The following is a 23,088-nucleotide window of genomic DNA, read 5'->3' on the forward strand; positions in this document are numbered from 1 at the left end:
TTCCTTCTCCCCGTTCACGGGGAGAAGGTGCCCGAAGGGCGGATGAGGGGCGGCACCAGCGTTGGTGTCCCGCGTTGCCCTACCCTGCCCTTCGCTATCGCTCCGGGCGTTCGAGCCCTTTGAAAGGTCCACTGGACCTTTCAATTTGCCTTCGGCAAACCGGTCTCAAACCCCCTCAAACCCGATCAGCGTCCTGACCGGCACGCCGAGCGCTTCCAGCTTGGCACGCCCGCCCAGGTCCGGCAGGTCGATGACGAAGCAGGCGGCGAGAATGTCGGCGCCGATCTGCCGCAGCAGCTTCACCGCCGCCTCCGCCGTGCCGCCGGTGGCGATCAGGTCGTCGACGAGGATCACCTTCTCGCCCGGTGCAACGCCGTCCTTGTGCATCTCCATCTCGTCCAACCCATATTCCAGGCTGTAGGCGACGCGCACCGTCTCGTAGGGCAGCTTGCCCTTCTTGCGGATCGGCACGAAACCGGCCGAAAGCTGGTGGGCGACGGCGCCGCCGAGAATGAAGCCGCGCGCTTCGATGCCGGCGATCTTGTCGATCTTCTGGCCGGCATAGGGATGCACCAGTTCGTCGATGGCGCGGCGGAAGGCGCGCGCATTGCCGAGCAGCGTCGTGATGTCGCGAAACAAGATACCGGGCTTCGGATAATCGGGAATGGTGCGGATCGCGGCAAGCAGCGTGTCTTCAAGGGACGATTTCATCAGGCGGCTCTCCGGGGATCGGTCGTCCAGATTCGGCAGAAGGACGTCAAAGGGATTTGGCCGATCGTAACCCGGCGAGGCCAAGGACGGCTACCGCCATGTGCCGCTTGGCAAAAAATTGTCTGGCAAAGGATCGGTTCGCTTTGTGGCCGTGACCGCACTAAAAAGGGCGCCTGGGGCGCCCTTTTCGTGTGCCGGCTGCCTTTTGGGCAGGATGGTCGTCACATGCCAAGGTCGGAGCGGAGCTCGGACCGCGCCACTTCGTATTCGGCCTTGAAATCGGGGCGGCTGAGCAGGATCGCGGCAATGACGCTGCCGGAAATCTTGCCCATCTCGATATCGGAGGGATAGTGGATGCCGCCGACCTCACGGTTGTGAGCGTATTCGGCCGCCCGCGCCATTATCTCGGCGCGCTTTTCGGGAACCATGTCGGAAAGGATGATGCCCATCATGGTGCCGACGGTCGCATGGCCGGACGGCCAGGACCCGGAACTCGACAGCTTGACCACCGGCTTGACCAAGTCGCTGAGCTGATGCGGTCGCGGACGCTTCCAGACATCCTTGGCCGGGTCGACGACCGCGCCTTCGGTGGCAACGACGCGATCGAAGAAGGCGCTGAACTTCGGCAGCGTCTCCTTGTTGAACTTCGGTCCCATGACATCGGCGAAGCGCCAGACGTCCTCCTGGGCATCGGCGATGGCCCGGGCTTCCATTTCAGGGGTACGCGTCACCTGCAGCGTCAGCACCTCGCCCAACTCGGCTTTCGTCTGGGCGGAATCGTTTGCCGGCGGCGGTGGCAGGATCATCGTCAGGTCGATGTCCTTGTTGGTGACGAAGGGTGCCGCGTCCTCGGCATAGGCCGTGGAGCCGACGACAAGCAGCAGAAAGCCTGCTGCCAGCGATGCATATTTTTTCATGGTGCGATCCTTTGATGAGGGCGGCACAGCATCGCCGAATGCGGTGACGGCCATGTGACACGGCCGGTGTTCTCACCTGCTCCAGAATGCAAAAAGGGCGCCTTCCGGCGCCCTCGCATTTTCGAAGCTTGCAGCGCTCAGTGCGCCACGCCTTCCCATACCTTGCGCTTGGTCAGGTAGACCAGCGCGCCGAACAAAAGCAGGAACACCAGGACACGGAAACCGGTCTTCTTGCGGTCTTCCATGTGCGGCTCGGCCGCCCACATCAGGAAAGCCGACACGTCGCGGGAATACTGGTCGACGGTCTGCGGCGAACCGTCGTCATAGGTCACCTGGCCGTCCGAGAGCGGCTTCGGCATCTTCAGCGACACGCCGGACAGGAAGTAGGGATTGTAGTGCGTACCTTCCGGGATCACCATGCCGGCCGGCGGCTGCTCGTCATAGCCGGTCAGCAGCGAGTGGATGTAGTCGGGACCGCCCTGGGCATATTGCGTGAAGATGTCGAAGACGAAGCGCGGAAAGCCGCGCTCGACGCCGCGCGCCTTGGCCAGCAGCGACATGTCGGGCGGGGCAGCGCCGCCATTGGCGGCAGCGGCGGCCTCGACGTTGGCGAACGGCGCCGGAAAATGGTCGGACGGCTTGCCGGGTCGATCGAACATGTCGCCGGCGTCGTTGGGACCGTCATGGATCGTGTATTCGGCCGACAGCGACTTGATCTGGGCTTCCGAGTAACCGAGGCCTTCGAGCGTGCGGAACGCCACCAGGTTCATCGAATGGCAGGCCGAGCAAACTTCCTTGTAGACCTTCAGGCCGCGCTGCAGCTGCGCCTTGTCGTAGGTGCCGAACGGACCGGCGAAGCTCCAGTCCATCTCCTTCGGCTCGTCGATCGGGAAATGCGTCGGCGCGGCAGCGTTGTGTGCCTCTTCGGCGGCGATTGCCCCGGTGTTTGCTGCTCCAACGCCGGCGGCGACAAGGCCAATCAGCGCCAGCGAGGTGAGAATCTTCTTCATGCCAAATCCCCTTAGATTCTCTACCGCTCAGCCCTTGGTTTCCGGCGCGGCCGTAGCCCCCGCAGGATGATGACCGCCGCCCTTGTTCTTCTCAAGCACCGCCTCGGTGATCGAATTGGGCAGCCTTCGCGGCGTCTCGATCAGGCCGAGCACCGGCAACGCGACCAGGAAGAAGGCGAAGTAGAACAGCGTCGCCATCTGCGCCATGAAGACATAGCTGCCCTCGGCAGGTTGCGAGCCCAACCATCCGAGCAGGATGGCGTCGGCCGCGAACAGCCAGAAGAACAATTTGTACCACGGGCGGTAGACCGCCGAGCGCACCTTCGAGGTGTCGAGCCAAGGCACCAGGAACAGCATGACGATGGCGCCGAACATGCACAGCACGCCGCCGAGCTTGGAATTGATCGGCCCGATGTTGAAGGTGATGGCACGCAGGATCGCGTAGAACGGCAGGAAGTACCATTCCGGCACGATATGGGCCGGCGTCTTCAGCGGGTTGGCGATCGTGTAATTGTCGGGATGGCCGAGAAAGTTCGGCAGATAGAACACGAAATAGGCAAAGACGAACAGAAACACGATCATGCCGAACGCGTCCTTGATGGTCGCGTAAGGGGTGAAGGCGACGGTGTCGGTCTTCGACTTGACCTCGATGCCGGTCGGATTCGACTGCCCGACCACATGCAGCGCCCAGACGTGCAGCACGACGACACCGGCGATCATGAACGGCAAGAGATAATGCAGCGCAAAGAAGCGGTTGAGCGTCGGATTGTCGACGGCAAAGCCGCCGAGCAACAGCTCCTGGACCCAGGTGCCGACCAGCGGAATGGCGGTGAAGAAGCCGGTGATGACGGTGGCGCCCCAGAAGCTCATCTGGCCCCAGGGCAGCACATAGCCCATGAAGCCCGTCGCCATCATCAACAGGTAGATGATGCAGCCGAGGATCCACAGCAGCTCGCGCGGCGCCTTGTAGGAGCCGTAGTAGAGGCCGCGGAAGATGTGGATGTAGACGGCGACGAAGAAGAACGAGGCGCCGTTGGAATGGAGATAGCGCAGCAGCCATCCCGAATTCACGTCGCGCATGATCTTCTCGACCGAATCGAAGGCGAGATTGGTGTCGGCCGTGTAGTGCATGGCCAGCACGATGCCGGTCAGTATCTGTGCCACCAGCATGATCGAGAGGATGCCGCCGAAGGTCCACGCGTAGTTGAGATTGCGCGGCACCGGATAGGAGACAAAGGAATCATGGACCAGCCGCGGCAGCGGCATGCGGGCGTCGAACCAGCGTTCGATACCGGTCTTGGGCGTATAGGTCGAGTGTCCCTCGCTCATCGAAATATCCCCTGCCTCAACCGATAAGGATCTTGGTATCGGAAATGAACTTGAATACCGGCACCGCCATGTTCTCGGGCGCCGGGCCTTTGCGGATGCGGCCGGCGGTGTCGTACACCGAGCCATGGCACGGGCAGAACCAGCCGCCGAAATCGCCTTCCTGGCCGAGCGGGATGCAGCCCAGATGGGTGCAGACCTGAACCATGACCATCCAGGCTTCCTTGCCCGGCGTGGTGCGGTTGGCGTCGGTCGCCGGCGCATCGGCAGGCAGGTTGGCGTTGCGGGCGATCGGATCCTTGAGGTCGGCCAGATTGACGGTCTCGCCGTCCTTCATCTCTTGTTCGGTGCGGTTGCGCACGACCACCGGCTTGCCGCGCCATTTGACGATCAGCGACATGCCCGGGGTCAGCGAGGAGACGTCGACTTCGACCGAGGCCAGCGCCAGCGTCGAAGCGTCCGGGCGCATCTGGTCGATGAACGGCCAGGCGACGGCACCCGCGCCGACCACTGCGGCCATGCCGGTGGCGACGTAGAGAAAATCACGACGGTTGGGATCCTGGATGTCGGTTGCGCTCACGGGTGCCTGATCCTTTCGCCTCTTCCGTGCCGGTGGTCGAGCCTTGTTCCCCGCTCATTCACGCCAACCCGACAGCGCATGGCGAACAGGCTTGCGAATTCCTCCGGCATTTGGACTTCGGTTTATGCGTGAAGCCCGTTTTTGTCCAGCGGGGTGGAGGCACAAGGGCAGATTGTCGCGGGGGCGCAATCCGGCATCCGACAAGGCGGCGCCGGATACTGTTCGGCCCAGGCCAAACCGCCCTATATCAACGGCAGATCCGGGGTCGGCCTTTGCCTCGACAACAGACGCCAGCGCGTTCTATCCTTCGCCCATGGCACACGTCATAGACCGCGACACATGGGCTGTTCGCTCCGACGGCTGGAAGGGGGAGCTGCAATGCGGCGCCTATGGCTCCAACTCCTGCCTGATCTTCAATTATCTGCCTGAAGTCGGTGGCGGCCCGCGGCTGCACACGCATCCCTATGCGGAGATCTTCATCATCCGAACCGGCACCGGCCTGTTCACGGTCGGCGACCAGGAGATCGAGGCCTCCGCCGGCCAGATCCTGATCGTGCCGCCCAACACGCCGCACAAATTCACCAATCTCGGCCCAGGCCCGCTGGAAACGACCGACATCCACGAGAACGGCAGTTTCATCACCGAGTGGCTTGAATGATGTCTGCCCCGGGGACAGCCTGAGGCGGCTGCATCACATCTCGTCCGCCTAGCTGGCGCCGAGCCTGACCAGCACCGCCCTTGGGATGTCGTATTCTCGGATCACCGACTCATGCCTGCGCAAGCCGCAGAGCTCGCGCTGGATGAAATAGGCATGGACGGCCGCGGCAGCTTCCTTCAGCAGCCGGGCGCGATGGTCGTCCTCGCTATTCTCGCGCAGCTTCTTCAGGGTTTCCTCGACGCGCTGGCCGGTGCGGCCAAGTGCGGCTGCCTTTTCGGCCAGGATCTCGTGGCCGAGCAGGTCGAGCGCGCTCTCTTGCGCGCTGCTTTGTCCAAGATTCGAGGGCATTCTGACCGACATGATCGCGTTCTACTCCGCCGGCCGCGTCTCTTCCAGCACGCTGTCCTCGTGATAGAGGAACCCGCCGGACTGCCGCTTCCACAACCGGGCATAGAGCCCGTCGAGCGCCACCAACTCGTCATGCGTGCCTTGCTCGACGATGCGGCCGCCGTCGAGCACCACCAGGCGATCGAGCGCCGCGATCGTCGACAGCCGGTGCGCGATGGCGATGACCGTCTTGTTCTCCATCAGCCTGGTCAGGTTTTCCTGGATCGCCGCCTCGATGTCGGAATCGAGCGCCGAGGTCGCCTCGTCCAGCACCAGGATCGGCGCATCCTTGAGGAAGACGCGCGCAATCGCCACGCGCTGGCGCTGGCCGCCTGACAGTTTTACGCCGCGCTCGCCGACAAAGGCCTCGTAGCCGGCACGGTCGCGATTGTCGCGCAAACCGAGGATGAAGTCGTGCGCCTCGGCCTTTTTCGCCGCCGCGATCACTTGCGCGTCGGTCGCCTCCGGCATGCCGAGCTTGATGTTGTCGCGCAAGGAACGGTGGAACAGCGCGGTATCCTGGCTGACCACGCCGATATTGGCGCGCAGCGAGTTCTGCGTCACCGCGGAAACATCCTGCCCGTCAATGGTGATCTTGCCACTCTCGAGGTCGTAGAGGCGCAGGATAAGATTGACCAACGTCGTCTTGCCGGCGCCGGACGGCCCGACCAGCCCGACCTTCTCGCCCGGCCGCACGACGAGGTCGATCCCGTTGAGCACGCCGAATCCCTTGCCGTAGTGGAACTCGACGTTTTTGACATCGATGCGCCCGCCCGCCACCACGAGCTCCTTGGCATCCGGCGCATCGATCAGGCCGAGCGGCTGCGAGATCAGCGCCTTGGAGTTCTCTAGCACGCCGAGGTTCCGCAATATGCCGTTGAGCTGCATCATCAGCCGTCCCAGCAGCATGTTGAGCCGCAACACCAGCGACAGCGTGAAGGCGACGGCGCCGACGGTGATCGAACCTTCGACCCAGAGATAGACGGCAAAGCAGGCGATCGCCGTGATCATGATGCCCGACAGCGTGGTCAGCGCCATTCGCACGCCAGTCAGCCGGCGGGTGAACGGCCGCAGTGCATCGAGATAGATATCAAATCCGTTCCTGATGTAGCGGTCGTCGCCGTCGGCGGAAAACAGTTTCAACGTCTGCACGTTGGAGTAGGAATCGACGATGCGGCCATTGATCATCGAGCCGGCCTCGGCGGTTGCCTCGGCATGCTTGCGGATCGCCGGCACATAGAGCTTGGCCAGCAAGCCGAAGGCCGTGATCCAGATAATCACCAGCCCAGCCAGCCTGAGGTCAAGGCCGGCGACCAGCGCCAGCGTCGTCGCCGTGTAGACGAGCATGAACCAAACGACCTCGATGAAGCTTTCCATCAGGTCGCCGGTCGCCTGCCCCGCCTGCCAGACCTTGGTTGCGATGCGGCCGGCGAAATCGTTCTGGAAAAAGGCATAGGACTGGCGCGAGACATGCCGGTGCGCCTGCCAGCGAACCAGATTGTAGAAGCCGGGCGTGATCGTCTGCTCGTCGACCAGTGCCGACAGGCCGACGACGATGGTGCGGACGACCAGCACCACGACGACCATGAACACGAGTTCGGGGCCGGCGGCGGTCCACAAGGCGTGCCAGCTGCGCTCGCCGGGAAGCTGGTCGAGAATGTCGACCAGCCGCCCGACGAAGTAGAACAGTCCGGCTTCGACCAGCGGCGCGATGCCGCCAATGACCAGCATGGCGAAGAAGGCGAACTTCGCCTGGCCGACGTAATGCCAGAGGAAACCACCGACGCTGGCAGGTGGCCGAAGATTCGCGGGCTCCCTGAACGGATAGACCCAGTTCTCGAACCAGCGATAGACGGCTGTCATCATGCGGCGGCCATCATTCTGCGGCTTGCCCCTTGGCAACCGCATCGTTGGCGGCTTCGGACGGCCCGTCGTCGAGCAGGAAACCGCCCGACTGGCGCTGCCAGAGCTGCGCATAGAGCCCGCCGCTGGCGACCAGTTCCTCGTGCGACCCCTCCTCGATGACCCGACCCTTGTCCATGACGACGAGCCTGTCCATCGCCGCGATGGTCGACAGCCGGTGGGCAATGGCGATGACGGTCTTGCCTTGCATGAGCTTGTAGAGGTTCTCCTGGATGGCCGCCTCGGCCTCGGAATCGAGCGCCGACGTCGCCTCGTCGAGAATGAGGATCGGCGCGTCCTTCAGCATGACGCGGGCAATGGCGATGCGTTGCCGCTGGCCGCCGGACAATTTGACGCCGCGGTCACCGACATGCGCCTCGAACTCCTTGCGGCCGCTGGCGTCCGAAAGCCCCGAGATGAAGTCCAGCGCCTCGGCGCGCCGCGCCGCCTCGACCAGCATCTCGTCGGAAGCGTCCGGCCGGCCATAGAGGATGTTCTCGCGCACCGAACGATGCAGCAGCGAGGTGTCCTGCGTGACCATGCCGATCTGGGCGCGCAGCGAATCCTGCGTCACCGAGGCGATCTCCTGGCCGTCGATCAGGATCTTTCCGCTTTCCAGGTCGTAGAAACGCAACAAAAGATTGACCAGCGTCGATTTGCCGGCACCCGAGCGGCCGACAATGCCGACCTTTTCGCCCGGCTTCACCGTCAGCGACAGGCGCTCGATGACACCCTTCTGCTTGCCGTAGTGGAAGCGGATGTCGTCGAAGCGTATCTCGCCCTTGGTGACGGCAATGTCCTTGGCGCCCGGCCTGTCGTCGACCAGGCGCGGCAGCGAGATCGAGCCGATGCCGTCCTGCACCGTGCCGATGTTTTCGAACAGGCCCGACATTTCCCACATGATCCATTGCGACATACCCCAGAGCCTGAGCACAAGGCCGATGACCACGGCGACGGCGCCGATCGTCACCGCCTGGCCGAGCCACAGCCAAAGCGAAATCGCGGTGACCGAAAACAGCAGCAGCGAGTTCAGGATGTAGAGCAGGCCGTAGAGCACCGTCACCAGCCGCATCGAGCTGTAGACGGTCTGCAGGAAGCCGGCCATGCCCTCCTTGGCGAAGGACGCCTCGCGACGCGCATGACTGAACAGCTTGACCGTCTGGATGTTGGTGTAGCTGTCGACGACGCGTCCGGTCATGGTCGAGCGCGCATTGGCCTGCGCTTCGCCGACCTTGCCCAGCCGCGGAATGAAATAGCGTAGCAGACCGACATAGCCGAGCAGCCAGACGGCAAGGGGTGCCGCCAGCCGCCAGTCGGCCGAGCCGACAATGAACAGCATGCCGAGGAAATAGACGACGACATAGTTGAGCACGTCGATGAGCTTGATGACGCATTCGCGCACGGCAAGCGCCGTCTGCATCAGCTTGGTGGCGATGCGGCCGGCGAATTCGTCCTGGTAGAAGGCCATCGACTGCTTGAGCAGGTAGCGATGCACCTGCCAGCGGATGCGCATGGGGTAGTTGCCCATCAGCGTCTGCTGGTTGAGCAGCGAGTGGAACCACACCGTGCCCGGCAGCGCGAACAGCACGACGAAGGCCATGCCGGCAAGCTTCAAGCCCTCGGTCTGCAGGAAGGTCTCGCGGTTTTGCCCCGACAGCCAGTCGACGATCCGGCCGAGAAAGCCGAACATCCACACTTCCGCCAGCGCGATGGCCGTCACCAGCACCGCATCGAGCAGAATATAGGGCCAGGCGCCGCGCGTATAATGCACGCAGAATGCAACCAGTGTCTTGGGCGGCTCGACCGGTTCCTCGGCTGGGAACGGGTCGAGCCTTTTTTCAAACCAGGCAAACATCGTCTTGGTACTCGCTTGTGTGCGCTCACGCGGCGCGGGATCGCACGACTTCGACGCCAAACGGCTCGGAATCACCCGAGTCGCTGGCTTCGTTTCGCGCAATATAGGGTGTCGAACGCATTTCGCCGACAGGCTCGTTTGACGATCCTGACGCCGCTGTGTGAACGACGCGGATTTTCGCACCCGGCCGGATCAGCCGGATGATCCGACGCACCAGCGACGGCCGGCTGTAGTCGGGAACGGCGTGCGAGAAATCGACATCCGGCAGCATGCCGCGATGCGGACGCCGGCGGATCTCGGCGTGGACCGCCGACGAATAGGTTTCGCCGATCAGCAGCGCCCATGTCGCCATCTTGCGCTCGTGCAGGCTTCTTGAACCCGGTATCTTGTAGGGATCGAACATCGGTCCGTCCTCCATATGAAAATGCAGATGAAAGGGTGAAACAAACCCGGCCGCGGGCATGGCGCCGGCGGCAGAGGGAACATCGGTCGAGGCGTGTTCAGGTGGGGCGTTCAGCCCCTTAGACAGCTTGAAAAACATCGCAGGATTCCTTCGAAGACCGAAAAAGGTTTCGGCTGGGAATCGGTGCGACTAAGTCTAAAAGTTCAGGAGAATTGTCGTACCGAAACCGCCGGCAGGCAGGTAAGCCCACGAGAGGGGCGCTGGACGTGCATGGTCATCATGAGTTTCCCCTCCATCGGTTCGGGTTGACAATGCTGGGCGTATATTCGATTTCGCAGAAAATGACCATCCGCAGGTCCAGGAATTTCCAAAACCTGGCGATGCCTGTGGCCGATCTGCCACTTATTAGAAGGACGCGGAAATGAACGATCGTCTCCGCATCGCGCTCTACCAGCCGGATATCGCCGGCAACACCGGAACAATCCTGCGCTTCGCTGCTTGCCTTGGTCTCGGTGTCGACATCATCGAACCGGCCGGCTTCCCGCTCTCCGACCGGACGCTGAAACGGGCCGGTATGGACTACCTCGAAATGGCTGATCTGACCCGGCATGTCGACTGGCACGCCTTCGAAGACTGGCGCGGAGCCAACGCGCGACGGCTGGTGCTGTTGTCGACCAAAGCCGCGACCGCCTACACCGACTTCGCGTTCAGCAACGGTGATATTCTTCTGTTCGGCCGTGAGTCGGCAGGCGTGCCGGATCCAGTCCACGAAGCCGCCGACGCGCGACTGACCATCCCGATGCAGCCAGGCACGCGCAGCATCAATGTCGCGCTTTCCGTCGCCATGGTAGCGGGCGAGGCGATCCGGCAGTTGCGGTAGCATTTGCAGCCGATCGGCAGCCGCCGGCGCCTCGTTCCCGCCGACGATGGCGCCCTCACCCGTCATTCTCACCCAGGCGCACATTGCCTTCTCATGCGGTTTGCATGTCCAAGGTTTCATCGCTACAAGCTCAAGTTAAGTTGAGGTCAAGCGGAAAATCTGAAATGGCTCCGGTAACGGAATTGACGGTTGGCCAGGTGGCCATGCGCAGCGGTGTGGCGGTGTCGGCACTGCATTTTTACGAGGCACGCGGACTGATCCGCAGCCACCGCACCTCAGGCAACCAGCGCCGCTACGGCCGCGATGTGCTGCGGCGGGTGGCGATCATCCGGGTCGCGCAAGAGGTCGGCATCTCGCTGGCCGAGATTGCTGCGGCCCTTGAATCACTGCCCGAAGGCCGAACGCCGACGCGCGAAGACTGGAACCTGCTGTCGACCGCCTGGCGCGACAGTCTCGACCAGAAGATCGACCAGTTGAAGAAGCTGCGCGACGGGCTCACCGACTGCATCGGCTGCGGCTGCATGTCGATCGACAAATGCCCGCTGAGGAACAAGGGCGACCGGCTGGCGAAGGAAGGCACTGGGGCGAGAAGGTTGGTGACTCTTGCTTCTCCACGTTTACGGGGAGAAGGTGCCTGAACGAAGTGAAGGCGGATGAGGGGCAGCGCCTGCATCCGAAGGTTTGCGCCGCCCCTCACCTGCCTGCCGGCATCCTCTCCCCGTAAGCGGGGCGAGGAAATCCTAATCCGCCGCCGGCAGCCGCCGGATGGTGAACTCGATGACATCGCCCGGTCGTTCGAACCAGCTTTCGATCTCGGTCCAGTAGGCCTGCTTGGGAAAGCGCTCGAACCACTCCTTGGCCTTCAGTCGCGCATCGGAGCGTGGCAGCACGAAGGTCTCGCGCAGGAAACCGTCGCGCGGCATGCGCTCGCGCTCGGCGCGCGAGCGGTCGAGCCTTTTCTTCAGCCCATCCAGCGATGGTCTTGCCGGGGTGCGCACGAAAGAACCCTTATTCACTTGACCCTTGCACGCAAGAGATTAGGGATCGCGCCCGGAAAAGACGAGTCATTTGTCGGGTCAGCCCGAAACCGGAGACAGCATTTGGAAAGACCCGAAATACCGGCGGGGCTGCCGGCCGACATCGAACAGAAGAAGATGAAGGCCAGGCTTTGGTTCGAGACGTTGCGCGAGCGCATCTGCGCCAGCTTCGAGCAGATCGAGCAGGACCTGCAGGGGCCGCTGGCCTCGTGGTCGCCTGGCCGCTTCGAAAAGACGCCGTGGGAACGCGACGAGGGTCGCGGCGGCGGCGGCACCATGTCGATGATGCATGGCCGTGTCTTCGAGAAGGTCGGCGTCCACACCTCGACGGTCTACGGCGAGTTTTCGCCGGAGTTCAGGAAGCAGATGCCTGGCGCCGAGGAGGACCCGAGCTTCTGGGCGAGCGGCATTTCGCTGATCGCGCACCCCTGGAACCCCAACGTGCCGGCCGTGCACATGAACACGCGCATGGTCGTCACCTCGCGCCAGTGGTTCGGCGGTGGCGCCGACCTGACGCCGGTGCTCGACCGCCGCCGCGACCAGGACGACCCCGATACAATTGCCTTTCACCGCGCCATGCAGTTCGCCTGCGAGAAGCATGTGGCGGTTGCCGATTACCCGAAATTCAAGGCCTGGTGCGACGAGTATTTCTATCTGCCGCACCGCAACGAACCGCGCGGCACCGGCGGCATCTTTTTCGACTGGCTGCATTCGGGTGAGGAGAGCGGTGGCTGGAATGCCGATTTCAACTTCGTCCAGGACGTCGGCCGCGCCTTTCTCGTCGTCTACGCCCATCTGGTGCGGGCCAACTTCAACGAAAACTGGACCGACGGCGACCGTGACGAACAGCTCATTCGCCGCGGCCGCTACGTCGAATTCAATCTTCTTCACGATCGCGGCACCATCTTCGGACTGAAGACTGGCGGCAATGTCGCCTCGATCCTATCCAGCCTGCCGCCGGAGGTAAGATGGCCGTAAAAAAACGGTGAGCGGGATGTGAGCCGCAATGATGTCCCATTCGCCGAATTCTGGCAGGGAATGTGGCGCCAAGGATTTCTTTTTCGTCTAATATCCATTTGAAAAAACTGGGTTATTTGTCGTTCCGGGTCGGGAAGCGCCGGCGGTTCGTCCGCGAAACCGCGACTCGACGCAACCGGACGGCCCAGACAATGCGGATCATTCTCTCAACAAGGATGCCCGCTTTTCCCAGGAGTACTTTGCAATGCGCAAAATCATTGTGTCGGCCGCCGCAGCCGCCCTTCTCGCCTCTGGCTCGGTTGCCTTTGCCGCCGTCAAGCACACCACCGGGACGATCAAGGCCTTTGACGCAACGGCCATGAGCCTGGTTCTCGATGATGGATCATCTTTTACGCTGCCCAAGACCTTCAAGGATCCTGGCCTGAAGGCCGGCGAAAAGGTCCGCGTTTCCTGGGACATGAGCGGCAAGAACAAAGTTGCCGAGGCAGTCAAGATCGTGAAGTGATGGACCAGCCCGGACGAGACCTATTGGTCTTGCCCCAAGGTAGCGTAAGAGGGCGGAGCAGCGATGCTCCGCCTTTTTGGTCCTGACTGGCATTCTGCGGCAACCAAAATCTTGCATCCGTGTTATGCTTGTCACCCCGCATATGACCCGAAAACCCGGATACGGTTTTCGAAAAACGATCATGCGCGGAACAAACATGCCGGAGTGTCCGTTGCCTGCCCGACGGGCGCGGCGCTCCAAGGAGGAAAGGAGAAACTCCAATGAAGCAATTTCACTGCGGCTCGCTGGTTCCCGGCTGTGACTGGCATACGCGCGCCGAGGAAGAAGCCGAAGTCATGCGCCGCGCCGCCGAACACATGCGCGAGACGCATGGCGAGACGGTCATCCGCGAGACAATGATCGAGGCGATCCGCTCGCGCATCGAGAAAGTCCGTGACGCGGCGTAGGTGCGTAGCAGAAAAGCCCTCGACCGATAGCGCCCGCCATTGGCATTCCTGACGCCTTGGCGGGCGATTTTGACAAATGCGGCCACACCGGCGTCGAATGGCCTTGGAACATTGCGGCCCGTGAATTTCACCCCGGCGTTCCCGGTCGAAAAAAATCATATTCGCTGCAGCTGAAATAAACCCTGCGGTAACCGAGCCCGTGCGACTGTCGCGCGGATAATCCGGCTACAGGGGCTGATCGAGAAGCCCGTCGCTACCAGGCACTGGTCCGGAATCGGTGGGGCGAGGTGTTTCGCGCATGCGCGAAAAATCCGGCAATAGAGCCAAATTTCGCACGACGGCGCTCCTGGTGTCCGCGCTCCTTGGGGCGTCTCCGGCGATTGCCCAGGAAATCCCGACCCAGGAATTTACGACATCGCTGGTCGATATACACCAGGGCTCGCCGCTCAGCGACCGCGCGAGAGGTCTGGGCGACGGCGGCTATGAGCTGCAGAATGGAAGCTGGCAATCGTTCAACCGTTGGTACCGCACAAGATGGGTCGACATGCACGTGGATCTGCTCACCCAGATCACGAACGATACCGGCATCCTGTGGGGGTTTGGGACCGGGGAACAAGGCGAGAAGTATCGAATCGAGCCCAGCTTCAAGCTTGGCTTCCTCACTCAGGTTCATCCGAGCGCGAACAGCATCCTTTCCTTGTCCTTCACAACGACCTTCGGCGGGAGCCTCTCAGAAAAGTCCTGCGAAGCCGATTATGGCGACTTGGGCACCTACAGCGTCAATTGTCGGCTCGCGGCCGGCGAGATGGCGCCTGAGGAAACCTTGAAATATCTGGTTAACGCTAAACCGGAGAGCCAGCATATCTGGCTGAATTACCGTGTTACTTTCTGATCGCGAGGGGGCGTACGAGACATGTCACGTAGCCGCCAGAACTTCGCGATCGGCCGTCGTAGCTCTTGTTTGATCCGGGGTAAGAACATGTCACGCAATCGTTGGAAGTTCGCTCTCGCCACAGCGCTCGCCCTCCTGCCGGCATCGATGGCGGCGGCGCAGGATACTCTTGGTCCGGATCCGCTGGGGGCGCTTTGCGTCAGCGATCAATCAAACGCTTCCATATGCCTGAGCGCAACGCTGCCGACCGCCACGACGCAGGCCGTGCAAAGCTGGATGAGCCCCGATGTCGGTGCAGCATGGGCTGCAGGCTACAAGGGAAAGGGCGTCACGATTACCATCGTCGACGACTTCTCCAGCACATCGCGCTTCTCCGGCAATTTTGGCACCGGAGTGCAGAACCAGCGGCATGGCGAATGGACGCGCCTGGAAGCCAGCATGATTGCACCCCTGGCGACCATCAGATCGAAGGACTTCTCCACGAGTTCGGCGGTCACGCTGGCGCCGGGCCTGAACGTGCTCAATCTGAGCTATGGCATGTACGCCAAGGCGGGCTATAGCCCGAACCAGATCGGATGGAGCGCCGAGGAAGCCTCCATCATCTCCTACGCCACCAAGGGAACAGCCGTCGTTTCGAAGGCAGCGGGCAACGACGCGGTTGCGGTCGGCGGTGTCGTCGGCGGCCAGCAGGACTATCTCGACCTCGCTCTGGTTGGAAAGGCGTCAGCGATCTTCGTCGGCGCGCTCGACGGGAATGGCACGACGTCAGCCAAGACCAAAATGGCCTGGTATTCCAACACTGCCGGTTCCAACCCGGTTGTGCAGAGCCATTTCCTCGTCGTGGGTGTCGCCGGGAACAAGACGGGCCTTTATGGCACCTCTTTCGCCGCGCCGATCATTTCCGGCTACGCCGCGATCGTGGGCAGCAAGTTCACCAACGCAACGCCGACCCAGATCACCAACCAGTTGCTTAACACGGCCCGTACCGACACGCTGGTCAACTATAGCGCCTCCGTCTATGGCAAGGGCGAGGCAAGCCTTTCACGCGCGCTGGCTCCCTTGGCGATCAAGTGAGCGGCATCAGACTGTACAATGCGGCCGCCAGGCCAGGGTTCTAGGCTTCAAGTGCCTTCGCGGCGCGCTCAAGCAGCATGCCGCGATCGGGGGCGAAACCGGCCTCGATCCATTCTCTTTCAAGGTTTTTCAGGATGGCGCCGAGTTTCGGCCCCGGCGACGCGCCAAGCCTGGTCAAATCGGCGCCCTTGAGCGGAAAGAGCGGCTTTTCCCATTTTGCGGCAAAGGCAAGCAGGCGCGAAAAACCGCCGGCTTCGAGCAGTGCATCATTGTCCTCGACGGCCCGTGCCCGCGCTGAAGCCAGCGAAAGCCGCAGCCGGTCGACAAAGCCTTCCTGATCGCCAAGATAAAGCTTTTTCGCCAGTTCGCCTTCGGACGTCTTCGGCTCGACGGCAGCGGTCAGCGCCCAGTGACGCAGCCGATCGGCTTCACTGGTGGAAAACTTCAGCCGCTCGGCCAGCACCTTCACGCGCGCCACATCAGGCGGCACGATGGCTTCCAGCCGGAGCAGCGGATCCGGCGTCCAGCCCAGATCCTTTCCGGTTTTGACCAAGCCGTGAATGGCATCGATGCCCCATTTCTCACTTTCCGGCAAAACGCTGGTCAGCACGCCGGCCTGGCGCATCCACAACAGGGCGCGCGACGGATCGGGCGCCGACAAAAGCTTCTTCAGTTCGGACCAGACGCGCTCGGCCGAGAGTTGGCCAAGCCCCTCCTTCAGCCGGGCGCAGGCCTTCAGCCCTTCGGCGTCGGGTCGGCCGTCGCCATACCAGGCGAAGAAACGGAAGAAGCGCAGGATGCGCAGAAAGTCCTCGCGGATTCGCGCTTCCGGGTCGCCGATGAAACGCAGCCGGCGCGCTTCGATGTCGGCGACACCGCCGACCAGGTCGATGACCGTTCCGTCGGCTTCGGCATAAAGCGCGTTGATGGTGAAGTCGCGCCGTTCCGCGTCGGCCTTCCAGTCGCGGCCGAACGAAACCTTGGCGCGACGCCCGTCGGTCTCGATGTCGGCGCGCAAAGTGGTGATTTCATAAGGTTTGCCGCCGGCGACGACGGTGATTGTGCCGTGCTCGATGCCGGTCGGCACCGCCTTGAAGCCCGCCGCCTCGGCACGGCGGATCGTTTCCTCAGGCAAACAAGTGGTGGCGATGTCGATGTCGGCAACCGGCTGGCCGATCAGCGCATTGCGCACCGCGCCGCCGGCGACACACGCCGCCTCGCCGCCATCCGTCAGCACGGCGAGCAGGCGCTGCAGGTGCTTTTCGCCGAGCCAGTCGGCTTTGCCCGCGATCGATACGCTCACGTATAGAGCCTTTCATAGAGCGTGCGGATGATGCCGGCGGTAACACCCCAGATGCGCCGATCGCCATAGGGCATATCGTAGAAGAACCATTCGAGGTCGTTCCACATCCGGCTGTCCCTGGTGTGGTTGGCCGGGTCCATCAGGAAACGCAAAGGCACTTCGAAGGCGGCATCGACCTCCTCGGAGTTCAACGTCAAGGAAAAACCCGGCTGAACGATTGCGAGCACCGGCGCAATGCGATAGCCGCTGCCGGCGACATAATCGGGCATGCGGCCGATGATCTCGATGTGATCCTGCCCGAGCCCGATCTCCTCGAAGGTTTCGCGCAGCGCCGCGGCCTCCGGGCTCGGATCGGTCGGGTCGATCGTGCCACCCGGGAAGGCCACCTGCCCCGAATGGCTGCGCAGCTTTTCCGCCCGCTTGGTCAAGAGAACCGTCGCTTCGCGCCCGTGATCGACGACCGGAATCAGCACCGCAGCGTCGCGCAGCGGCTTGGCTTGCGTCAGGCGCGGATGGCCGGGGTTGAAGCGATGGTCGCCAAAATCGTCGCCCTCATGCGCATCCGGCTGGGCCGCGACACGTGTGCGAAAATCCTCGGCGGAAAACGGCGGCGTCACTTGATCCATCACGCGCTCAGCCGCTGCAGTTTTTCGGCCGGCATGATCGGATAGACCTCGCCCTTCGAGCGCACGGCAAACATCTTTCTGCCGCCGACGTCGATCTCCTCGCCATGCGCGACCAGTTCATACATCACCGGCCGCGCCACCAGCGCTTCCAGCCGCCCGCGCACCAGCACATAGGGTTTCAAGCCGCCGGTCTCGTCCTCGTCGACGAAGCGCAGCGGATTGCCCGGCCCGGCCTCGACCACATCGCCGACATTGGTGCGGAAAGTGATGACCTGATCATCGCCGCTGCCGGAAACATCCATCTCGACGGCGATGAACGGCGCATCGACGATTCGGATGCCTACCTTTTCCACCGGCGTCACCAGATAGGTCTTGCCATCGGCGTCCTTGCGCAGCACGGTCGAAAACAGCTGCACCAGCGGCATGCGGCCGATCGGCGTGCCCAGATAAAACCAGGTACCGTCCTGTTTGATCTCCATGTCGAGATCGCCGCAAAAGTCGGGATTCCAGCGCTCTACCGGCGCCGCGCCCTTGCCGGCGCGCGTCGCCCGCGAGATCAGCGCCTCGAGGCCCCGCGCTTCGGTGGCGCTCGTAAGGCTTTGTTCGTGATGTTCGGAGCGTTCCGTCATGGTCACGAAATAGTCACTGTTGTTCCGCTTGTCAGCCTAAGTCTGTGATTTAAGTTCAAATGCAGGCGCCAGGCGAGGCCGAATCGCGGCATTCTGCGGCACTGAGGGTGCAAGCCGGTATTTCCAACCACAAGGATCGATACGACATGAGCGTGATGATCAAGGAAAGCCCGATCAGCGAAAAGGACATGATCGCCCAGGCCGAGAAGGCGCTGGCCGATATTTCCAGGGTCCGCGACGGCGTCGGCCGTGTCATTTTCGGTCAGGAAAGCGTCGTCGAGCGCACGCTGGTGGCGCTGCTGGCCGGCGGCCATGCGCTGCTGGTCGGTGTGCCGGGCTTGGCCAAGACCAAGCTGGTCGAGACGCTGGGCATCGTTCTCGGCCTCGATTCCCGTCGCATCCAGTTCACCCCCGACCTGATGCCATCCGACATTCTCGGTTCCGAGGTGATGGAACAGGACGAATTCGGCAAGCGCTCCTTCCGCTTCATCTCGGGGCCTATCTTTGCGCAATTGCTGATGGCCGACGAGATCAACCGCGCCTCGCCGCGCACCCAGTCAGCACTGCTGCAGGCGATGCAGGAGTATCACGTCACAATTGCCGGCGCCCGCCACGACCTGCCGGCGCCCTTCCATGTGCTGGCCACGCAGAACCCGCTGGAGCAGGAAGGCACCTATCCGCTGCCCGAGGCGCAGCTCGACCGCTTCCTGATGCAGGTCGACATCCTCTACCCGGAAATCGAGGCGGAGCGCCGCATCCTTTTGGAAACCACCGGTATAGAGGACGCCAAGGCCGAAAACATACTGCAGCCAGCGCGGCTGAAGGAGATCCAGACCCTGATCCGCCGCATGCCGGTGCCGGAAAGCGTCGTCGAGGCGATCCTCAAGCTGGTGCGCTCGGCGCGCCCCGGCCAGGGCAATGCCGAAACCGACAAGCACGTCGCTTGGGGACCGGGCCCGCGCGCCAGCCAGGCGCTGACGCTCTGCGCCCGCGCCCGTGCGCTTTATGACGGACGGCTGGCGCCGTCTGTCGACGACATCCGTGCGCTGGCCGAGCCGGTGCTGCAGCATCGCATGGCGCTGACCTTCGCCGCCCGCGCCGAGGGCACGAGCGTGCGTGACGTGGTGGCGAAACTGGCAAAAGGCATCTGATGGCTCGTATCGGCGAAGTCCAGACACCGGCAGCGACGCGCGATGCGCTCGCCCGTGGCCGGTTGCGGGCCTCGCTGGTGCCGGACCTGCTGGTCGAGGCACGCCGCCTCGTCAACACTGTGATCGCCGGCTGGCATGGCCGCCGCAAGCGCGGCATCGGCGAGAATTTCTGGCAGTTCCGGCCCTATGTCGAAGGCGATTCCTCGCGCATCGACTGGCGCCGCTCGGCCCGCGACGACCACACCTATGTCCGTGACCGCGAGTGGGAGGCCGCCCATACGGTGTGGCTGTGGGCCGACCCCTCGCCTTCCATGCTCTACAAATCGACCGGCGCCACGGTTTCGAAGGAATCGCGCGCGCTGGTGCTGGCGCTGGCCATGGCCGAGCTTCTGTCGCGCAGCGGCGAGCGCATCGCCTGGCCGGGCCTGACCGATCCGTTCACCGCGCGCAACGGCGCCGAGCGCATCGCGGCCCAACTCACCCACGCTGGCGATCTTCCGGCCAAGCCAGACCTGACCGCCATCCGCCGCTTCTGTGACATCGTCATCGTCAGCGATTTTCTCGACCCGGTCGAAGACACCATGGCCTGGCTCGATGTGCTCGCCCGCCACGGCGTGCGCGCGCATCTGATCGAGGTCGCCGATCCGGCCGAGGAAAGCTTCCCCTATGCCGGCCGCACCGAATTCACCGATCCCGAGACCGGCGACAAGCTGACCGCCGGCCGCGCCGAAATGCTGGGCGATGAGTACCGCCTGCTTTACACTGCCCGCCGCCAGGAACTGGCCGGCTGGTGCAAGCGGCTCGGCTGGAGCTTTACCGTCAATCACACCGACCGCCTCGCCTCCGAGGCGCTGGTGCGCCTGCACATGGCGATGACCGCCGATGGCGGATATGCCGGGCTGACCGCGGGTAGCGGTCATGCCGGCATGGCCGCCGGTAACGGTCAGCCCGGGCCGACCGCTAGCGATCGTGCCGGAAAGGTCAGCGCATGAGCTGGCTGCCGCTTTCCTTCGGTGCGCCCATGGTGCTTTGGGGCCTGCTGGCGCTGCCGGTGATCTGGTGGCTGCTACGGTTGACCCCGCCCAAGCCGCAATCCGAGGTCTTCCCGCCGCTGAAAATCCTGGCTCGCGTGCTGAAGCGCGAGGAGACGCCGCAGCAGAGCCCATGGTGGCTGACGCTGGTCAGGCTGTTGATGGCAGCCCTCATCGTCGCCGCTTTGGCCGAACCTGTCTTCAACCCGCGCGAAAAGCTGCCGGCCGAGGGCGCAGCGCTGGCGCTGGTCGTCGACAATGACTGGGCAAGTGCCGCCGACTGGGGCAAACGCGTCGCCACCGCCCAGCGGCTGATCGCCGATGCCGGCTCGAACGGCGTGCCCGTCATCATCGCCTTCACTGCTGAAAAACCCAATGCCGAGATCGGTCCTTTCGATGCAGCGGCGGCACTTGACCGGCTGCGCGCCGCCAAGCCGCGGCCGATCCCGACCGACCGGCCTGCGGTGTACGCCCGCGTCGCGGCAGCCTTGGACGCCTTGCCCGGCGCCAGCGTCGCCGTCCTTGCCGACGGACTGGCCGCGCAAGGCGACGAAACCGCCTTCAACACGCTGCTGTCGAAGAACGCGGCTCGCGTCGTCTGGGCCGTTTCCGACCGGCTTACGCTGACCGGCTTGACCAGCGCCGACAACCAGGTCGACGGCTTCGCGCTGACCGCCATCCGGGCGCCGGGCGATCCGGCCCCGGCGCAAGTCACCGCCGGCGCCTTCGACGACAAGGGCCGCCGCATCGCCGACGCGACGCTGACCTTCACCCCGGGCGAAGCCACCGCCACCGGCACGATGGCGGTGCCGTTCGAACTGCGCAACGACTTCGCCTCGATCGCCCTCGATGGCGAGCGGCAGGCAGGGGCCGTCCGCGTCCTCGACGAGAGCTCCAAGCGCCGCCGGGTCGGGCTGCTGTCGCAGTCCGAGGCCGACCAGGCGCAGCCGCTGCTGTCGCCGCTCTACTATATCAGGCGCGCGCTGCAGCCCTTCGCCGATCTGGTCGAACCGTCGAGCGCTGACCTCGCCGACGCCATTCCGCAACTCCTCGACCAGAAGCCGGCAATGATCGTCATGGCCGATGTCGGCACCATTCCCGAACAGGTCAGGCAAAGACTGGTCGACTGGGTCGACAAGGGCGGCACGCTGGTGCGCTTTGCTGGATCACGGCTGGCCGCCGCCGGCAATGACGACGACCTGCTGCCGGTCCGCCTGCGCACCGGCGAGCGCTCGCTCGGCGGCGCGCTGTCATGGACGACGCCGCAGCCGGTCACCGAATTTCCCAAGAACGGCCCCTTTGCCGACCTCGCTCCGCCCGCCGAAGTCACCGTCACAAGGCAGGTACTGGCCGAGCCGACGCCCGATATCGTCGAGCGCACCTGGGCCACGCTTGCCGATGGCACGCCGTTGGTGACCGGGCTGAAGAAGGGCAAGGGCACGCTGGTGCTGTTCCATGTCACGCCCGAAGCGACGTGGTCGAACCTGCCGATCTCAGGCAGTTTCGTCGAGATGCTGCGCCGCATCGTGCAGCTGTCACGCAACCAGGGTGCTGCAGTCGCCAACGCCGAAGCCGCCGCCACCTCGCTGGCACCCTATCGGATGATCGCCGCCGACGGTACTTTGGTGCCGCCGACGCCGGATGCTAGGCCGCTGGTGCCCGGCTCCGGCCCGCTGCCGGTAACCTTCGAGAACCCGCCCGGCCTCTACGGCTCCGAGGCCGGCGTCTTCGCCCACAATCTGCTCGATGCCGGCAGCACTTTTGCGCCGTTGGTGCGCCCGCAATTTACGGTGCCGGTCACCACCATCCCGTACGCCTTCGACGAGTCGCGCAATCTGAAGGGCCCGCTGGTCACCGCGGCCCTGGTGCTGATGGTGCTCGACACTCTGGCAGTGTTCTGGATGGGCGGCCTGTTGTCGCGCCGGCCCCGCCGCGCCCGCGCGGCTGCGACCGCGGCCGCCCTTCTGATTGCGATCGGCGCACTATTCGGCCATGCCGACATCGCCCGCGCCGACGATGCCAAGCCCGGCGATGCCGCCGCGATCGATGACATTTCCAAGACCCGCATCGCCTATGTGCTGACCGGCGAGCCCGGTGTCGATTCGATCAGCCGCGCCGGCCTCGAAGGCCTGACCCGCTTCCTCATCGAGAAGACCGCGCTTGAACCGGGAGCGCCCGCCGGAGTCGATATCTCCAAGGACGAACTGTCCTTCTACCCGCTGATCTACTGGCCGATAGACCCCACGGCCCCGATGCCGACCGAAGCGGCCATCGCCCGCATCGACGCCTATATGCAGCAAGGCGGCACGGTTCTGTTCGATACACGCGACCAGTTCGCCAATGGCATCGGCGCCGATTCGACCAGCCCGGCGACGGAGCGGCTGCGCGACATCCTAGGCAATCTCAACGTGCCGCCGCTGGAGCCGGTGCCGTCCGACCACGTGCTGACCAAATCCTTCTTCATCCTGCCGGAATTTCCCGGCCGCTTCAGCGGCAGCCCACTCTGGGTCGAGGCGTCGCTCGAGGCCAGCAACACCGAAAACCGCCCGGTGCGCGTCGGTGACGGCGTCTCGCCGATCATGATCACCGCCAATGATTTCGCCGGCGCCTGGGCGGTCGACGAGAATGGCGACCCGCTGCTGCCGACGGTGCCGTCGGATCCGATGCAGCGCATCTACGCGCTTCGCGCCGGCGTCAACATCATGATGTACATGCTGACCGGCAACTACAAATCCGACCAGGTGCACGTTCCGGTTCTGCTCGAACGGCTGGGGCAGTGAGATGATG

Annotated in this window: 24 protein-coding genes; 11 read left to right on the plus strand and 13 right to left on the minus strand. The window is 63.6% G+C overall.

Annotated features, from left to right (window positions below; all coding sequences use genetic code 11):
• Nucleotides 1–165: 165 nt before the first annotated feature.
• The 5 genes from AC1D0N_RS16065 to petA all read right to left on the minus strand — a co-directional run bounded on the left by AC1D0N_RS16065 (nucleotide 166) and on the right by petA (nucleotide 4,544).
• Nucleotides 166–711 carry an adenine phosphoribosyltransferase gene (locus AC1D0N_RS16065; RefSeq protein WP_477245495.1) on the minus strand — a complete coding sequence of 182 codons (546 nt, stop codon included), beginning with the start codon at nucleotides 709–711 and terminating at the stop codon, nucleotides 166–168.
• Nucleotides 712–932: 221 nt separating this feature from the next.
• Nucleotides 933–1,628 carry an acid phosphatase gene (locus AC1D0N_RS16070; RefSeq protein ID WP_477245497.1) on the minus strand — a complete coding sequence of 232 codons (696 nt, stop codon included), beginning with the start codon at nucleotides 1,626–1,628 and terminating at the stop codon, nucleotides 933–935.
• 137 nt (nucleotides 1,629–1,765) lie between these two features.
• Nucleotides 1,766–2,638, minus strand: a complete 873-nt coding sequence (locus tag AC1D0N_RS16075; RefSeq protein WP_477245499.1) for a cytochrome c1 — start codon at nucleotides 2,636–2,638, stop codon at nucleotides 1,766–1,768.
• A gap of 27 nt (nucleotides 2,639–2,665) precedes the next feature.
• On the minus strand, nucleotides 2,666–3,967 hold the full coding sequence (locus tag AC1D0N_RS16080; RefSeq protein WP_477245501.1) for a cytochrome b: 1,302 nt from the start codon (nucleotides 3,965–3,967) through the stop codon (nucleotides 2,666–2,668).
• A 16-nt stretch (nucleotides 3,968–3,983) separates the two neighbouring features.
• Nucleotides 3,984–4,544: a ubiquinol-cytochrome c reductase iron-sulfur subunit gene (petA, locus tag AC1D0N_RS16085; protein WP_477245502.1), complete on the minus strand. Its 561-nt coding sequence runs from the start codon at nucleotides 4,542–4,544 to the stop codon at nucleotides 3,984–3,986.
• 313 nt (nucleotides 4,545–4,857) lie between these two features.
• On the opposite strand from petA, the gene AC1D0N_RS16090 reads away from it, so the two are divergent.
• The gene (locus AC1D0N_RS16090; protein ID WP_477245504.1) at nucleotides 4,858–5,202 is read left to right on the plus strand and encodes a cupin domain-containing protein; all 345 of its coding nucleotides are present in this window, start codon (nucleotides 4,858–4,860) and stop codon (nucleotides 5,200–5,202) included.
• A 48-nt stretch (nucleotides 5,203–5,250) separates the two neighbouring features.
• On the opposite strand, the gene AC1D0N_RS16095 is transcribed toward AC1D0N_RS16090, so the two are convergent.
• The 4 genes from AC1D0N_RS16095 to AC1D0N_RS16110 are packed head-to-tail and all read right to left on the minus strand — an operon-like array spanning nucleotide 5,251 to nucleotide 9,887.
• On the minus strand, nucleotides 5,251–5,562 hold the full coding sequence (locus tag AC1D0N_RS16095; RefSeq protein WP_477245506.1) for a DUF6665 family protein: 312 nt from the start codon (nucleotides 5,560–5,562) through the stop codon (nucleotides 5,251–5,253).
• A gap of 9 nt (nucleotides 5,563–5,571) precedes the next feature.
• Complete coding sequence (locus tag AC1D0N_RS16100) at nucleotides 5,572–7,455, minus strand: ABC transporter ATP-binding protein (RefSeq protein ID WP_477245508.1); 1,884 nt, start codon at nucleotides 7,453–7,455, stop codon at nucleotides 5,572–5,574.
• A gap of 10 nt (nucleotides 7,456–7,465) precedes the next feature.
• Nucleotides 7,466–9,346, minus strand: a complete 1,881-nt coding sequence (locus AC1D0N_RS16105) for an ABC transporter ATP-binding protein (protein ID WP_477245510.1) — start codon at nucleotides 9,344–9,346, stop codon at nucleotides 7,466–7,468.
• Nucleotides 9,347–9,371: 25 nt separating this feature from the next.
• Entirely contained in the window at nucleotides 9,372–9,887 is a 516-nt protein-coding gene (locus tag AC1D0N_RS16110) for a hypothetical protein (protein WP_477245512.1), read from the minus strand.
• A gap of 283 nt (nucleotides 9,888–10,170) precedes the next feature.
• On the opposite strand from AC1D0N_RS16110, the gene AC1D0N_RS16115 reads away from it, so the two are divergent.
• Both AC1D0N_RS16115 and soxR read left to right on the plus strand, forming a co-directional pair.
• Nucleotides 10,171–10,629: a tRNA (cytidine(34)-2'-O)-methyltransferase gene (locus tag AC1D0N_RS16115; RefSeq protein ID WP_477245513.1), complete on the plus strand. Its 459-nt coding sequence runs from the start codon at nucleotides 10,171–10,173 to the stop codon at nucleotides 10,627–10,629.
• A 164-nt stretch (nucleotides 10,630–10,793) separates the two neighbouring features.
• Complete coding sequence (soxR, locus tag AC1D0N_RS16120; RefSeq protein WP_477245515.1) at nucleotides 10,794–11,267, plus strand: redox-sensitive transcriptional activator SoxR; 474 nt, start codon at nucleotides 10,794–10,796, stop codon at nucleotides 11,265–11,267.
• 102 nt (nucleotides 11,268–11,369) lie between these two features.
• On the opposite strand, the gene AC1D0N_RS16125 is transcribed toward soxR, so the two are convergent.
• On the minus strand, nucleotides 11,370–11,627 hold the full coding sequence (locus AC1D0N_RS16125) for a hypothetical protein (RefSeq protein WP_292311022.1): 258 nt from the start codon (nucleotides 11,625–11,627) through the stop codon (nucleotides 11,370–11,372).
• Between the two features lie 102 nt (nucleotides 11,628–11,729).
• Between AC1D0N_RS16125 and hemF the strand changes: the two genes are divergently transcribed.
• The 5 genes from hemF to AC1D0N_RS16150 all read left to right on the plus strand — a co-directional run bounded on the left by hemF (nucleotide 11,730) and on the right by AC1D0N_RS16150 (nucleotide 15,561).
• The gene (hemF, locus tag AC1D0N_RS16130; RefSeq protein ID WP_477245516.1) at nucleotides 11,730–12,644 is read left to right on the plus strand and encodes an oxygen-dependent coproporphyrinogen oxidase; all 915 of its coding nucleotides are present in this window, start codon (nucleotides 11,730–11,732) and stop codon (nucleotides 12,642–12,644) included.
• Between the two features lie 244 nt (nucleotides 12,645–12,888).
• On the plus strand, nucleotides 12,889–13,149 hold the full coding sequence (locus AC1D0N_RS16135; protein ID WP_477245517.1) for a DUF1344 domain-containing protein: 261 nt from the start codon (nucleotides 12,889–12,891) through the stop codon (nucleotides 13,147–13,149).
• Between the two features lie 260 nt (nucleotides 13,150–13,409).
• A complete protein-coding gene (locus tag AC1D0N_RS16140; RefSeq protein ID WP_477245519.1) occupies nucleotides 13,410–13,595 on the plus strand; it encodes a DUF1059 domain-containing protein in 186 nt (61 codons plus the stop codon).
• A gap of 298 nt (nucleotides 13,596–13,893) precedes the next feature.
• Nucleotides 13,894–14,487: a hypothetical protein gene (locus AC1D0N_RS16145; protein WP_477245520.1), complete on the plus strand. Its 594-nt coding sequence runs from the start codon at nucleotides 13,894–13,896 to the stop codon at nucleotides 14,485–14,487.
• A gap of 87 nt (nucleotides 14,488–14,574) precedes the next feature.
• A complete protein-coding gene (locus AC1D0N_RS16150) occupies nucleotides 14,575–15,561 on the plus strand; it encodes a S8 family serine peptidase (RefSeq protein WP_477245521.1) in 987 nt (328 codons plus the stop codon).
• Between the two features lie 40 nt (nucleotides 15,562–15,601).
• Here the strand turns inward: AC1D0N_RS16150 and AC1D0N_RS16155 are convergent, their stop codons facing one another.
• From AC1D0N_RS16155 to AC1D0N_RS16165, 3 genes are read right to left on the minus strand one after another with little or no spacing between them, the layout of a single operon-like run.
• A complete protein-coding gene (locus tag AC1D0N_RS16155) occupies nucleotides 15,602–16,864 on the minus strand; it encodes a CCA tRNA nucleotidyltransferase (RefSeq protein WP_477245523.1) in 1,263 nt (420 codons plus the stop codon).
• On the minus strand, nucleotides 16,861–17,490 hold the full coding sequence (locus AC1D0N_RS16160; RefSeq protein ID WP_477245525.1) for a CoA pyrophosphatase: 630 nt from the start codon (nucleotides 17,488–17,490) through the stop codon (nucleotides 16,861–16,863). The genes AC1D0N_RS16155 and AC1D0N_RS16160 overlap by 4 nt, the downstream gene beginning before the upstream one ends.
• Nucleotides 17,490–18,119: a DUF1285 domain-containing protein gene (locus AC1D0N_RS16165; RefSeq protein WP_477245905.1), complete on the minus strand. Its 630-nt coding sequence runs from the start codon at nucleotides 18,117–18,119 to the stop codon at nucleotides 17,490–17,492. Before AC1D0N_RS16165 ends, AC1D0N_RS16160 begins: the two co-directional genes overlap by 1 nt.
• Nucleotides 18,120–18,265: 146 nt before the next feature.
• On the opposite strand from AC1D0N_RS16165, the gene AC1D0N_RS16170 reads away from it, so the two are divergent.
• From AC1D0N_RS16170 to AC1D0N_RS16180, 3 genes are read left to right on the plus strand one after another with little or no spacing between them, the layout of a single operon-like run.
• On the plus strand, nucleotides 18,266–19,270 hold the full coding sequence (locus tag AC1D0N_RS16170; protein ID WP_477245527.1) for an AAA family ATPase: 1,005 nt from the start codon (nucleotides 18,266–18,268) through the stop codon (nucleotides 19,268–19,270).
• Nucleotides 19,270–20,262 (plus strand): DUF58 domain-containing protein, encoded by a 993-nt coding sequence (locus AC1D0N_RS16175; RefSeq protein WP_477245529.1) that lies wholly within the window; start codon nucleotides 19,270–19,272, stop codon nucleotides 20,260–20,262. The genes AC1D0N_RS16170 and AC1D0N_RS16175 overlap by 1 nt, the downstream gene beginning before the upstream one ends.
• Nucleotides 20,259–23,081 (plus strand): DUF4159 domain-containing protein, encoded by a 2,823-nt coding sequence (locus AC1D0N_RS16180; RefSeq protein ID WP_477245531.1) that lies wholly within the window; start codon nucleotides 20,259–20,261, stop codon nucleotides 23,079–23,081. Before AC1D0N_RS16175 ends, AC1D0N_RS16180 begins: the two co-directional genes overlap by 4 nt.
• Nucleotides 23,082–23,088: the final 7 nt, after the last annotated feature.

It is taken from the genome of Mesorhizobium sp. P2_E10, assembly GCF_056404235.1.